Annotated in this window: 16 protein-coding genes; 15 read left to right on the top strand and 1 reads right to left on the bottom strand. The window is 62.6% G+C overall.

The genetic code is table 11. The features are described 5' to 3' along the window. The first annotated feature begins 101 nt into the window (after positions 1-101). From rpsL to LDO22_RS07895, 6 genes are all read left to right on the top strand, one after another. Entirely contained in the window at positions 102-476 is a 375-nt protein-coding gene (rpsL, locus tag LDO22_RS07915) for a 30S ribosomal protein S12 (protein WP_009358312.1), read from the top strand. 1 nt (position 477) lies between these two features. Continuing rightward, positions 478-948, top strand: a complete 471-nt coding sequence (gene rpsG, locus LDO22_RS07910; protein WP_003803829.1) for a 30S ribosomal protein S7 — start codon at positions 478-480, stop codon at positions 946-948. A gap of 69 nt (positions 949-1,017) precedes the next feature. Further along, positions 1,018-3,132, top strand: coding sequence for an elongation factor G (fusA, locus tag LDO22_RS07905; RefSeq protein WP_159631359.1), 2,115 nt, complete (start codon positions 1,018-1,020; stop codon positions 3,130-3,132). Between the two features lie 255 nt (positions 3,133-3,387). Then, entirely contained in the window at positions 3,388-4,578 is a 1,191-nt protein-coding gene (tuf, locus tag LDO22_RS07900) for an elongation factor Tu (RefSeq protein ID WP_141159762.1), read from the top strand. A gap of 165 nt (positions 4,579-4,743) precedes the next feature. Beyond that, positions 4,744-4,869 carry a hypothetical protein gene (locus LDO22_RS21770; protein ID WP_256371453.1) on the top strand — a complete coding sequence of 42 codons (126 nt, stop codon included), beginning with the start codon at positions 4,744-4,746 and terminating at the stop codon, positions 4,867-4,869. A gap of 107 nt (positions 4,870-4,976) precedes the next feature. Further along, positions 4,977-6,227 carry an Nramp family divalent metal transporter gene (locus tag LDO22_RS07895; protein ID WP_224026665.1) on the top strand — a complete coding sequence of 417 codons (1,251 nt, stop codon included), beginning with the start codon at positions 4,977-4,979 and terminating at the stop codon, positions 6,225-6,227. Positions 6,228-6,263: 36 nt separating this feature from the next. Here LDO22_RS07895 and LDO22_RS07890 read toward each other — a convergent pair whose 3' ends face one another. Further along, on the bottom strand, positions 6,264-7,700 hold the full coding sequence (locus LDO22_RS07890) for a GH1 family beta-glucosidase (RefSeq protein WP_224026664.1): 1,437 nt from the start codon (positions 7,698-7,700) through the stop codon (positions 6,264-6,266). A gap of 397 nt (positions 7,701-8,097) precedes the next feature. Between LDO22_RS07890 and rpsJ the strand changes: the two genes are divergently transcribed. From rpsJ to rplP, 9 genes are read left to right on the top strand one after another with little or no spacing between them, the layout of a single operon-like run. Next, positions 8,098-8,406 carry a 30S ribosomal protein S10 gene (gene rpsJ, locus LDO22_RS07885; RefSeq protein ID WP_003803825.1) on the top strand — a complete coding sequence of 103 codons (309 nt, stop codon included), beginning with the start codon at positions 8,098-8,100 and terminating at the stop codon, positions 8,404-8,406. A gap of 17 nt (positions 8,407-8,423) precedes the next feature. After that, a complete protein-coding gene (gene rplC, locus LDO22_RS07880; protein WP_159631362.1) occupies positions 8,424-9,074 on the top strand; it encodes a 50S ribosomal protein L3 in 651 nt (216 codons plus the stop codon). A gap of 4 nt (positions 9,075-9,078) precedes the next feature. After that, the gene (gene rplD, locus LDO22_RS07875; RefSeq protein WP_141159766.1) at positions 9,079-9,699 is read left to right on the top strand and encodes a 50S ribosomal protein L4; all 621 of its coding nucleotides are present in this window, start codon (positions 9,079-9,081) and stop codon (positions 9,697-9,699) included. Continuing rightward, the gene (rplW, locus tag LDO22_RS07870) at positions 9,696-10,001 is read left to right on the top strand and encodes a 50S ribosomal protein L23 (RefSeq protein ID WP_011692807.1); all 306 of its coding nucleotides are present in this window, start codon (positions 9,696-9,698) and stop codon (positions 9,999-10,001) included. The genes rplD and rplW overlap by 4 nt, the downstream gene beginning before the upstream one ends. Positions 10,002-10,030: 29 nt before the next feature. After that, positions 10,031-10,870: a 50S ribosomal protein L2 gene (gene rplB, locus LDO22_RS07865; protein WP_159631363.1), complete on the top strand. Its 840-nt coding sequence runs from the start codon at positions 10,031-10,033 to the stop codon at positions 10,868-10,870. A gap of 12 nt (positions 10,871-10,882) precedes the next feature. Continuing rightward, positions 10,883-11,164, top strand: a complete 282-nt coding sequence (rpsS, locus tag LDO22_RS07860) for a 30S ribosomal protein S19 (RefSeq protein ID WP_003803803.1) — start codon at positions 10,883-10,885, stop codon at positions 11,162-11,164. Between the two features lie 38 nt (positions 11,165-11,202). Beyond that, on the top strand, positions 11,203-11,568 hold the full coding sequence (gene rplV, locus LDO22_RS07855; protein WP_009358304.1) for a 50S ribosomal protein L22: 366 nt from the start codon (positions 11,203-11,205) through the stop codon (positions 11,566-11,568). Then, the gene (gene rpsC, locus LDO22_RS07850; RefSeq protein ID WP_141942674.1) at positions 11,569-12,399 is read left to right on the top strand and encodes a 30S ribosomal protein S3; all 831 of its coding nucleotides are present in this window, start codon (positions 11,569-11,571) and stop codon (positions 12,397-12,399) included. It abuts the gene before it with no gap. After that, on the top strand, positions 12,400-12,816 hold the full coding sequence (gene rplP, locus LDO22_RS07845; RefSeq protein ID WP_043454603.1) for a 50S ribosomal protein L16: 417 nt from the start codon (positions 12,400-12,402) through the stop codon (positions 12,814-12,816). Position 12,817: the final 1 nt, after the last annotated feature.

Below are 12,817 nucleotides of genomic sequence, written 5' to 3'. Positions count from 1 at the left end.
CTTCGCCGCCATGGAGATTCCCTTCAGGGCCCGGGCGGCGGGGCAACGCAACAGGAGAGTGGCCGGAAACAGCCACTCCGGATAAAACGGAGAACACGAGAGTGCCTACGATTAACCAGCTGGTCCGTAAGGGCCGCACGCCTAAGGTCTCAAAGACCAAGGCTCCCGCGCTTAAGGGCAGCCCCATGCGCCGCGGTGTTTGCACCCGCGTCTACACCACCACCCCGAAGAAGCCGAACTCGGCTCTGCGTAAGGTGGCACGTGTGCGCCTCAACGGCGGCGTGGAAGTTACCGCCTACATCCCCGGTGTTGGCCACAACCTGCAGGAGCACTCCATTGTGCTCGTTCGCGGTGGTCGTGTTAAGGACCTCCCGGGTGTCCGCTACAAGATCGTCCGTGGCGCCCTCGATACCCAGGGTGTGAAGAACCGTAAGCAGGCCCGCAGCCGCTACGGCGCAAAGATGGAGAAGAAGTAATATGCCTCGCAAGGGTCCGGCCCCCAAGCGGCCGCTCGTTTCGGATCCGGTATACGGTTCCCCGCTGGTAACCCAGCTCATCAACAAGGTACTCGTTGACGGCAAGAAGTCCACGGCAGAGCGCATCGTCTACGGTGCACTCGAAGGCGCACGCGCCAAGTCCGGCGGCGACCCCGTTGCAGCCCTGAAGAAGGCCATGGACAACGTCAAGCCTTCCCTTGAGGTCCGCTCCCGCCGTGTCGGTGGCGCCACCTACCAGGTTCCGGTTGAGGTCAAGCCGGGCCGCTCCACCGCACTCGCCCTGCGGTGGCTGGTTGGCTACTCCAAGGCCCGCCGCGAGAAGACGATGACCGAGCGCCTCCAGAACGAAATCCTGGACGCGTCGAACGGTCTCGGTGCCGCTGTGAAGCGTCGCGAAGACACCCACAAGATGGCCGAGTCCAACAAGGCCTTCGCACACTACCGCTGGTAATACTCCCCGGGCGCCGCCGGCTCAACCGAGCCGGCGGCGAACGTGTAGTCCATCCCAAAAGGAGACCCCGTGGCACAGGACGTGCTTACCGACCTTAGTAAGGTCCGCAACATCGGCATCATGGCCCACATCGATGCCGGCAAGACCACCACCACCGAGCGCATCCTGTTCTACACGGGTGTGAACCACAAGATCGGCGAAACGCACGACGGCGCTTCGACCACCGACTGGATGGAACAGGAAAAGGAACGCGGCATCACCATCACGTCTGCCGCCGTGACCTGCTTCTGGGAAAACAACCAGATCAACATCATCGACACCCCCGGCCACGTGGACTTCACGGTTGAGGTGGAGCGCTCCCTGCGCGTCCTCGACGGTGCAGTTGCCGTCTTCGATGGCAAGGAAGGCGTTGAGCCGCAGTCCGAGACTGTTTGGCGCCAGGCGGACAAGTACAACGTTCCGCGTATCTGCTTCGTCAACAAGATGGACAAGCTCGGTGCTGACTTCTACTTCACCGTAGACACCATCATCAGCCGCCTCGGTGCCAAGCCGCTGGTCATGCAGCTGCCCATCGGTGCCGAGAACGACTTCATCGGCGTCGTGGACCTGCTCTACATGCGTGCACTGGTGTGGCCCGGCGACGCCAAGGGCGACGTGACCATGGGTGCCAAGTACGAGATCCGCGAGATCCCCGCTGACCTCCAGGAAAAGGCTGAGGAGTACCGCGCGAACCTCGTTGAGACCGTCGCCGAGTCCTCCGAGGAACTCATGGAGAAGTACCTCGAGGGTGAAGAGATCTCGATCGACGAGCTCAAGGCCGGCATCCGCAAGATGACGATCAACTCCGAGCTCTACCCGATCTTCTGCGGCTCCGCGTTCAAGAACCGCGGCGTTCAGCCCATGCTCGACGCGGTTGTGGACTACCTGCCGAACCCGCTCGACGTCCCCCCGATGGTCGGCCACGACCCCCGCGACGAAGAGAAGGAACTGACCCGCAAGCCTTCCGCTGACGAGCCGTTCTCGGCCCTGGCGTTCAAGATTGCGGCCCACCCCTTCTTCGGCCAGCTCACCTTCATCCGCGTGTACTCCGGTCACGTGGAAGCAGGCGCCCAGGTGGTCAACTCCACCAAGGGCAAGAAGGAGCGCATCGGCAAGCTGTTCCAGATGCACGCCAACAAGGAAATGCCCGTTGAGGGCGCTACCGCCGGCCACATCTACGCAGCCATCGGCCTGAAGGACACCACCACCGGTGACACCCTGTGCGATGCCAGCAACCAGATTGTGCTCGAGTCCATGAGCTTCCCGGAGCCCGTGATCTCGGTTGCCATCGAGCCGAACACCAAGGGTGACCAGGAGAAGCTGTCCACGGCCATCCAGAAGCTCTCCGCTGAGGACCCCACCTTCCAGGTGTCCCTCAACGAAGACACCGGCCAGACCATCATCGCCGGCATGGGCGAGCTCCACCTGGACATCCTGGTGGACCGCATGCGCCGCGAGTTCAAGGTCGAGGCCAACGTGGGCAAGCCCCAGGTTGCTTACCGCGAAACCATCAAGCGCGCCGTCGAACGCCACGACTACACGCACAAGAAGCAGACCGGTGGTTCGGGTCAGTTCGCAAAGATCCAGATTGCCATCGAGCCGCTGGACACCGCCGAGGGCGAGCTGTACGAGTTCGAGAACAAGGTCACTGGTGGCCGCGTTCCCCGCGAGTACATCCCGTCTGTTGACGCGGGCATCCAGGATGCACTGAACGACGGCGTCCTGGCCGGCTACCCGGTTGTCGGCATCAAGGCCACGCTGATCGACGGCGCGTACCACGATGTTGACTCCTCGGAAATGGCGTTCAAGATCGCCGGCCGTATGGCTTTCAAGGAAGCTGCACGCAAGGCGAACCCGGTTCTGCTCGAACCGCTGATGGATGTCGAGGTCCGCACCCCTGAGGAATACATGGGTGAAGTTATCGGTGACCTCAACTCCCGCCGTGGCCAGATGCAGTCCATGGAAGATGCACAGGGCGTCAAGGTCATCCGTGCGCACGTTCCGCTGTCCGGCATGTTCGGCTACATCGGTGACCTGCGCTCGAAGACCCAGGGCCGTGCTGTGTACTCCATGACGTTCAACAGCTACGCCGAGGTCCCGAAGGCAGTTGCCGACGAGATCATCCAGAAGTCCCGCGGCGAGTAGTCCTTCCGGACTTTCGAAGCGAACACCTCGGTGGCGCTGTCTGCCAGCGGACAGCGTGGCCGGTGCAGGTGGCCGGGCCGGCCGGAATAATCCGGCCGGATTCCGGCCCCTGCACGAACAGGCTCAGGGGATTAGTATTAGTTCCTGAATCTGCAATTTCACCAATCCAAAGCCCCCCAAGTAGACTTGCCTGAGTTCTACCGCGATAAGCGCGGCTGGAGGGCAAGCTATTTGAAAACGTTCTAGGAGGAACCTGTGGCAAAGGCAAAGTTCGAGCGGACTAAGCCGCACGTCAACATCGGCACCATTGGTCACGTTGACCACGGTAAGACGACGCTGACGGCCGCCATTTCCAAGGTGCTGTACGACAAGTACCCGGATCTCAACGAGAAGCGTGACTTCGCGTCGATCGACTCTGCACCCGAAGAGCGTCAGCGCGGTATTACCATCAACATCTCCCACGTGGAGTACCAGACCGAGAAGCGTCACTACGCACACGTAGACGCCCCCGGCCACGCTGACTACATCAAGAACATGATCACCGGTGCTGCCCAGATGGACGGCGCAATCCTCGTGGTTGCCGCTACCGACGGCCCGATGGCACAGACCCGCGAGCACGTTCTGCTGGCCCGCCAGGTTGGTGTTCCGTACCTGCTGGTCGCACTGAACAAGGCTGACATGGTCGATGACGAGGAACTCCTCGACCTCGTCGAAATGGAAGTTCGTGAGCTCCTCAGCTCGCAGGGCTTCGATGGCGACAACGCTCCGGTTGTCCGCGTTTCAGGCCTGAAGGCCCTGGAAGGCGACCCCGAGTGGGTCAAGTCCGTTGAGGACCTGATGGCTGCTGTCGACGAGTCCGTTCCGGACCCCGTACGTGACCGCGACAAGCCGTTCCTGATGCCGATCGAAGACGTCTTCACCATCACCGGCCGTGGCACCGTTGTTACGGGCCGCGCCGAGCGTGGAACCCTCGCCATCAACTCCGAGGTCGAGATCGTCGGCATCCGCCCGGTCCAGAAGACCACGGTTACCGGTATCGAGATGTTCCACAAGCAGCTCGACGAAGCATGGGCCGGCGAGAACTGTGGCCTGCTGCTCCGCGGTCTGAAGCGCGACGATGTCGAGCGTGGCCAGGTTGTCGTCAAGCCGGGTTCCATCACCCCGCACACCGACTTCGAGGCCAACGTCTACATCCTCTCCAAGGACGAAGGCGGACGTCACAACCCGTTCTACTCCAACTACCGCCCGCAGTTCTACTTCCGTACCACGGACGTAACCGGCGTTATCACCCTGCCCGAGGGCACGGAAATGGTTATGCCTGGCGACAACACTGAGATGACCGTTGCGCTTATCCAGCCCATCGCTATGGAAGAGGGCCTCGGCTTCGCTATCCGCGAAGGCGGCCGCACCGTTGGGTCGGGACGCGTTACCAAGATCATCAAGTAGTACTTGCTGATGGAGGATCCACCGGGCCCCGGCCCGCGCTGAATCCACAAAGAAAGCCCCGCTGCTCCAAGCAGCGGGGCTTTCTTTTACCCTTTTTGGCGGGGACCCCGCGGGTGCTGCCGGGAGGGGCCACTGATACTGTTGCAGCACTGAAAGGAGATCATCATGGGGTGGCTTATTTTCCTGATCATCGCGGTGGCCGTCGTGGCCGGGGTGTTCTGGGTCAAAAGAAATTTCCGGCACGAGATCGACCGGGCCAAGCGGATCAACAGGGCAAACAAGAACCAGTAACGTGGGTTGGCAGCGCCCATTGCTGGTATGCCTTATTCCTACTTTTCGGTATACCTAAATTCGCGGTATCCTCGTCTTATTGACGCCCGCAACGACGAGGACACGTGATGGCTGTTTCAACATTGGCGGCGGAATCCGCCTCCACCAAAGTGTGGTCCCGCCTCCTGCTGCTGGGGCCCGCGTTCGTGGCCGCCATCGCGTATGTGGACCCGGGGAACGTGGCGGCTAACCTGACTGCCGGCGCAAACTTCGGGTACCTGCTCGTCTGGGTTCTGGTGGCAGCCAATGCCATGGCGGTGCTGATCCAGTACCAGTCGGCCAAGCTGGGCCTGGCCACCGGAATGAGCCTTCCGGAAATCCTCGGCAAACGCCTGGGAACCGGGCGGCGCCGTGCCTACTGGGTGCAGGCTGAGATCGTTGCCGGGGCCACGGATATGGCGGAAGTCATTGGCGGCGCCGTTGCGCTCAACCTGCTGTTCGGCCTGCCCCTGCTCACCGGCGGGTTCATCATCGGCCTGGCGTCCATGCTGCTGCTGGCACTGCAGTCGAACCGGAGCCAGAAGTCCTTCGAGCTCGCCATTCTGACCCTGCTCGGCGTGATTGCCGTCGGGTTTGTTTCGGGCCTGTTCGTCGCGCCACCGGATGCCGGTGGTGCCATCGCCGGCCTTGTGCCACGCTTCGAGGGAACCGATACCGTCCTGCTCGCAGCCAGCATGCTCGGGGCCACCGTCATGCCGCACGCGATCTACCTGCACTCGGCCCTGGCCCGCGACCGTCACGGCTTCTCCGAAGACCCGGCAGTCAGGACGCGGTTGATCCGGGCCACCCGCGTGGATGTCGCCGGTGCCCTGCTGCTTGCCGGAATCGTCAATATAGCCATGCTGCTGCTGGCCGCCACCAGCCTTCGCGGAGTGGAGGGGACGGGCACCATTGCCGGAGCGCACGCAGCCGTGACGTCGGCACTGGGGCCCGTCATCGGCGTCGTATTCGCCATTGGCCTCCTGGCCTCGGGCCTGGCGTCCACGTCGGTGGGGTGCTACGCGGGGGCCACCATCATGGGCGGGCTGCTGAAGGTCAGGATTCCGCTGCTGATGCGCCGCACGCTCACCCTGATCCCGGCTCTGCTGGTCCTGGGCGCCGGCATTGAACCAACGCTGGCCTTGGTCCTGAGCCAGGTCCTCCTGAGTTTCGGCATCCCGTTCGCGCTCATTCCGCTGATCCGCCTCACCGGCAGCCGCAAGGTGATGGGCATCCACGCGGACTCGAAACCGCTTCGGATTGCGGGCTGGACGAGCGCCACGCTCATCGTGGGACTGAACTGCGTGCTGATCTTCCTTACAGTGCTGGGCCTCCAGTGACATGTCGGCAGTGACATGCCGCTGGTAGCCCGCCGGCTAGTCCCGCCGGTGGCCCCGGGCGCGTGACAGCGCCTGGTACCAGTAGAAGGACCGTTTGGGGGTCCGCTCCAGTGAATCGAAGTCCACGTGCACCAGGCCAAAACGCTGCGAGTAGCCGGCGGCCCACTCGAAATTGTCCATTAGTGTCCACACGTAATAGCCGCGCAGGTCAACGCCCTCGGCCATGCCGCCGGGAGCAGTAGCTTCAAGAGCTGTCCCCAAGTGCGCAGCCAGATACTCGACGCGGTCGGTGTCCTCCAGCGTCTCTGAAACCCTGTCGGGTTCAGGAAAGCTGGCGCCGCCCTCGGTGATGTACATCGGCGGAAGCGCCTCTCCGTACCGGTCCCTCATTTCCCGCAGCAGGACCCCCAGGTGCTCCGGTGCCACGGGCCAACCGAAGCCGGTGCTGCCGTACTCCGGATAACCCACTTCGTGGAAGGGCAGCTTGGCGATTTCCTTGTGCATGTCCGCAGGCATGGGGGTGATGCCCGGCCCCAGGGCCACCTTCACCGGGAAGTAGTAATTGAGCCCGTAGAAGTCCAGGGGCTGGTGGATGGTCCTCAGGTCGGCATCGGAGATTCTGCCGATGGAGCGCAGCCAGGGCTTGGCGTACAGGGGCAGTGAGGGATAGCGGCCTAGCAGGACGGGATCGGCGTAGATCCTGTTCATCAGAAGGTCGTACAGGTGCGCGACGAGCCGGTCGCCGATCTTCCGGGTGGCGGGCCTGACGGGGGAGTGCAGGTTGGTCATGCCAACGCCGCCCGCCACTCCGGCCGCCCTCAGCGCCTGCACGCCGAGCCCGTGCGCCAGGAGCTGGTGGTGGATGGCGGGAAGGGCATCGAACATCAACCGGCGCCCCGGCGCGTGCACCCCCAGGGCGTAGCCATTGAGGGTGACCGAGACCGGTTCGTTGAGGGTGACCCACTGGGCCACACGGTCGCCGAACCGCTCACCGGCGGCCCGGGCGTAGTCGCCGAACCTTTCGGCGGTGTCGCGGTTCAGCCACCCGCCACGGTGTTCCAGCGGCAGGGGTGTGTCCCAGTGGTACAGGGTGGCCATCGGGGAGATGCCGGCATCGAGGAGCTGGTCGATGAGGCGGTCGTAGAAATCCAGGCCTTCGGCATTGAAGCTGCCCCGGCCGTCGGGCTGGATCCGTGGCCACGAAAGCGAGAACCGGTAGGAATCAACGCCCAGCTCCTTGAGCAGCGCCACATCCTCCGGCAGCCGGTTGTAGTGGTCGCAGGCCACGGCGGGGGAGTGCCCGTCCATGATGGCGCCGGGCTTTTCCGCGAAGGCATCCCACCCCGAGGGGCCGCGGCCCCCGTCCTTCAGCGCGCCTTCGATTTGGAACGCCGCGGCGGCGACGCCCAGGGTGAACGACGCCGGCACGCGCCCGGCCAGTTCCGTCACCGCTTCAGTGCCTTCCAGGGTCATGCCCCTATCATCCAGCCGGTTTCTTTCCACTGCAATGGGGCGTGCAGGCGGCGGCCCGGGTGCCAATTCGCATCTGCCCGGCTTTTCCGGCATACTAGATGAGTTGTTCAAGCGCTTCTTCGCGTCCCGATCCGGATAATGCCGGGTGCAGGGTCCAAGTTGAAGACCAAACATAACCCACCCCAATGGAATTGCGGATTTGTATGCGTGTTCAGCGCGACACGCCCGACCGCGGGGGTCGGTTGCGCCGGCAAGGTGAGGAACCCGGATTTATCCGGATTCAGTTTGTGCGGCGGATGGTGGTTACGACCTCAAATGCTTCGGCAGCCATACAACGAGTAAGTGAACAGGGCAGCCCTAAACCGGGGAAGCACAGACTGAAAGAGAGTCAGGCGACATGGCGGGACAAAAGATCCGCATCCGGCTGAAGTCATACGACCACGAGGTCATTGACGTTTCAGCACGGAAGATCGTTGAGACGGTCACGCGCGCAGGCGCAACGGTAGTCGGCCCCGTGCCGCTGCCGACGGAGAAGAACGTGTACTGCGTTATCCGCTCTCCGCACAAGTACAAGGACAGCCGCGAGCACTTTGAAATGCGCACGCACAAGCGTCTTATCGACATCATCGATCCCACGCCGAAGGCTGTTGACTCGCTCATGCGTCTCGACCTGCCGGCTGACGTGAACATCGAAATCAAGCTGTAGGGAGGTGCTGAGAGACTATGACCGCAACCCGTAACGTAAAGGGCCTGCTGGGCACGAAGCTCGGCATGACCCAGGTCTGGGACGAGAACAACAAGCTCATCCCCGTCACTGTGGTCCAGGCAGACTCGAACGTCATCACCCAGCTGCGCAACGCAGATGTTGATGGCTACGTCGCCGTTCAGATCGGCTACGGCCAGATCGATCCCCGCAAGGTCACCAAGCCGCTGGCTGGTCACTTTGAAAAGGCAGGCGTCACGCCTCGCCGCCACGTCGTCGAACTTCGTACCGCAGATGCTGCCGAGTATGAGCTGGGCCAGGAGCTCTCTGTAGAGCTCTTCGAAGCCGGCCAGAAGATCGACGTCGTCGGGACCACCAAGGGTAAGGGCTTCGCCGGTGTTATGAAGCGTCACGGCTTCCACGGCGTTGGCGCTTCCCACGGTGCCCACAAGAACCACCGTAAGCCCGGTTCAATCGGTGGCGCATCCACCCCGAGCCGCGTCTTCAAGGGCATGAAAATGGCCGGCCGCATGGGCGCCGTTCGTCACACCACGCTGAACCTCACGGTCCACGCGGTTGACGTCGAGAAGTCGCTGCTCCTGATCAAGGGTGCCGTCCCCGGCGCCCGCGGCCAGGTCGTCTTCGTACGCACCGCCGTGAAGGGAGCCTAGTTCAATGGCTAACACTGTCCAGGTTGACCTGCCTGCAGAGATCTTCGACGTTCAGACCAACGTGCCGCTGCTGCACCAGGTCGTCGTTGCCCAGCTCGCTGCTGCACGCCAGGGTACCCACAAGACCAAGACCCGCGCTGAAGTTTCCGGTGCAGGACGCAAGCCGTTCAAGCAGAAGGGTACCGGCCGCGCCCGTCAGGGTTCCATCCGTGCTCCTCACATGACCGGCGGTGGCATTGTCCACGGTCCGACCCCGCGTGACTACAGCCAGCGCACCCCCAAGAAGATGATTGCTGCTGCACTGCGCGGCGCACTGTCTGACAGGGCCCGCAACGGTCGCATCCACGTTGTCGCAGAACTGGTTGAAGGCACCAAGCCCTCCGCCAAGACCGCACTGGCAACGCTCCGCGGTGTTTCCGACCGCAAGAACCTGCTGGTCGTCATCGAGCGCGATAACGACGTTGCTGCACTGTCCGTGCGCAACCTCGCCGGCGTTCACGTTCTGTACGCAGACCAGCTGAACACCTACGACGTTCTCGTCTCTGATGACGTTGTCTTCACCAAGGCTGCCTACGACGCATTCGTTGCCGCTAAGGCAGCTAAGAACGAGGAGGATGCCAAGTGAGTGCAGCCACCATCAAGGATCCCCGCGACGTCGTGCTTGCACCCGTCGTGTCGGAAAAGAGCTACGGCCTGATCGACGAGGGCAAGTACACCTTCCTGGTGGACCCCCGTTCGAACAAGACCGAGATCAAGCTGGCCGTGGAGAAGATCTTCTCCGTCAAGGTCGAATCGATCAACACCATCAACCGTGCCGGTAAGCGCAAGCGCACCAAATTCGGATGGGGTACCCGCAAGAACACCAAGCGTGCGATTGTCACCCTCAAAGAAGGCACCATCGACATCTTCGGCGGTCCGCTCGCGTAGCGGAGACCACTTTAACGAGGAAATAAATTATGGGAATCCGTAAGTACAAGCCGACTACCCCGGGCCGTCGTGGCTCGAGCGTAGCGGACTTCACCGAAATTACGCGGTCGACGCCGGAAAAGTCGTTGGTACGTCCGCTGCCCAAAAAGGGCGGCCGTAACAACTCCGGTAAGATCACCACCCGTCACAAGGGTGGCGGACACAAGCGCCAGTACCGTCTGATCGACTTCCGTCGCCACGACAAGGACGGCGTCAACGCCCGCGTTGCCGAAATCGAGTACGATCCGAACCGCACGGCTCGCATCGCCCTCCTGCACTACGTTGATGGCACCAAGCGTTACATCATCGCTCCCAACAAGCTCTCCCAGGGTGACGTTGTCGAGGCAGGTGCCGGTGCTGACATCAAGCCCGGTAACAACCTGCCCCTGCTCAACATCCCGGTGGGTACTGTCATCCACGCAGTTGAACTGCGTCCGGGTGGCGGCGCCAAGATGGGCCGCTCCGCCGGCGCATCGATCCAGCTTGTTGCCAAGGAAGGCCGCTTCGCCCAGCTGCGTCTGCCTTCAGGCGAAATCCGCAACGTTGACGTGCGCTGCCGCGCAACCGTCGGCGAGGTCGGCAACGCCGAGCAGTCGAACATCAACTGGGGCAAGGCCGGCCGTATGCGGTGGAAGGGCGTTCGCCCGACCGTCCGTGGTGTCGCCATGAACCCGGTTGACCACCCGCACGGTGGTGGCGAGGGTAAGACGTCCGGTGGACGTAACCCCGTCAACCCGAACGGTAAGCGGGAAGGCCGCACCCGCCGCCCCAACAAAGAGAGCGACAAGCTTATTGTGCGTCGCCGTCGTACTGGCAAGAACAAGCGATAGGAGCCTGGACACATGCCACGCAGCCTGAAAAAAGGTCCTTTCGTTGACCAGCACCTCTTTGTGAAGGTAGCCAGGGAAAACGAAAAGGGCACCAAGAACGTCATCAAGACCTGGTCCCGCCGTTCGATGATCATCCCCGACATGCTCGGACACACGATCGCCGTACACGACGGACGCAAGCACATCCCGGTGTTTGTCACTGAGTCGATGGTCGGGCACAAGCTCGGCGAATTCGCTCCCACGCGGACATTCCGCGGCCATGTCAAGGACGACCGTAAGGGCAAGCGCCGCTAGGCGCCTGCGTTTACGTCAAAGACGAGAGAAGGAAAGCAATGGAAGCCAAGGCAATTGCGCGCCACATCCGCGTAACGCCTATGAAGGCCCGGCGCGTCGTCAACCTTGTTCGTGGATTGCAAGCGAATGAGGCTCTGGCAATTCTGAAGTTTGCCCCGCAGGCAGCTTCGGAGCCGGTATTCAAGGTAGTTCAGTCAGCAATCTCCAACGCCCGGGTCCTCGCGGACCGCGACGGCGTGGCGTTTGACGAAGGCGACCTCATCATCAGCGAAGCGTTTGTTGATGAAGGCCCGACCATGAAGCGGTTCCAGCCGCGTGCCCAGGGTCGTGCATTTCAGATCAAGAAGCGCACCAGCCACATCACCGTGGTAGTCGCTACCCCGGAGAAAGAGGAGGCTCGCTAAGTGGGACAGAAAGTAAACCCGCACGGGTTCCGACTCGGCATCACCACCGATCACGTATCGCACTGGTTCGCTGACAGCACCAAGGCCGGCCAGCGGTACAAGGACTTCGTTCGCGAAGACATCCGCATCCGCCAGCTCATGTCCACGGGCATGGAGCGCGCCGGCATCGCCAAGGTCGAGATCGAGCGCACCCGTGACCGCGTCCGCGTGGACATCCACACGGCCCGTCCCGGCATCGTCATCGGCCGCCGTGGAGCAGAAGCAGACCGCATCCGCGGCGAGCTCGAAAAGCTCACCGGCAAGCAGGTCCAGCTGAACATCCTCGAGGTCAAGAACCCCGAGATGGAGGCCCAGCTTGTGGCCCAGGGCGTTGCAGAGCAGCTGACTTCCCGCGTGGCATTCCGCCGTGCGATGAAGAAGGCCATGCAGTCCGCACAGCGTGCAGGTGCCAAGGGCATCCGTATCGCCTGCTCGGGCCGTCTGGGTGGCGCTGAAATGTCCCGCTCGGAGTTCTACCGCGAAGGCCGTGTGCCCCTGCACACCCTGCGCGCGAACATCGACTACGGCTTCTACGAAGCCAAGACCACCTTCGGCCGCATCGGTGTGAAGGTCTGGATCTACAAGGGTGACGTCACCGCCAAGGAACTGGCTGCACAGGCTGCTGCCGCACCGTCCCGCGGCGGCCGTGGCGAGCGTCCCGGCCGCCCGGGTGGCGCTGACCGCGGTGACCGCCGCCGTCGCAACGACCGTCCGGCCGCTGAAGCAGCTCCTGCTGCCGAAGCACCGGCAGTTGAAGCAGCACCTGCTGCTGCAGAAGGAGGACAGGCTTAAATGCTTATCCCACGTCGAGTAAAGCACCGTAAGCAGCACCACCCGGGTCGTTCCGGCGCTGCTACGGGCGGCACCCAGGTCTCCTTCGGTGAGTACGGCATCCAGGCCCTGAGCCCGGCATACGTCACCAACCGTCAGATCGAGTCCGCTCGTATCGCAATGACCCGCCACATCAAGCGTGGCGGTAAGGTCTGGATCAACATTTACCCGGACCGTCCGCTGACCAAGAAGCCTGCCGAAACCCGCATGGGTTCCGGTAAGGGTTCACCGGAATGGTGGGTCGCCAACGTCAAGCCGGGCCGGGTTCTGTTCGAACTCTCCGGTGTCAATGAAGAGGTAGCTCGCGAGGCCCTGCGCCTGGCAATCCACAAGCTGCCGTTGAAGGCACGCATTGTGCGTCGCGAGGGTGGTGAATAGA

This window comes from Arthrobacter sp. NicSoilC5 (assembly GCF_019977395.1).
Taxonomy (GTDB): Bacteria; Actinomycetota; Actinomycetes; order Actinomycetales; family Micrococcaceae; genus Arthrobacter.
This window is presented reverse-complemented; position numbering and strand designations above follow the sequence as displayed.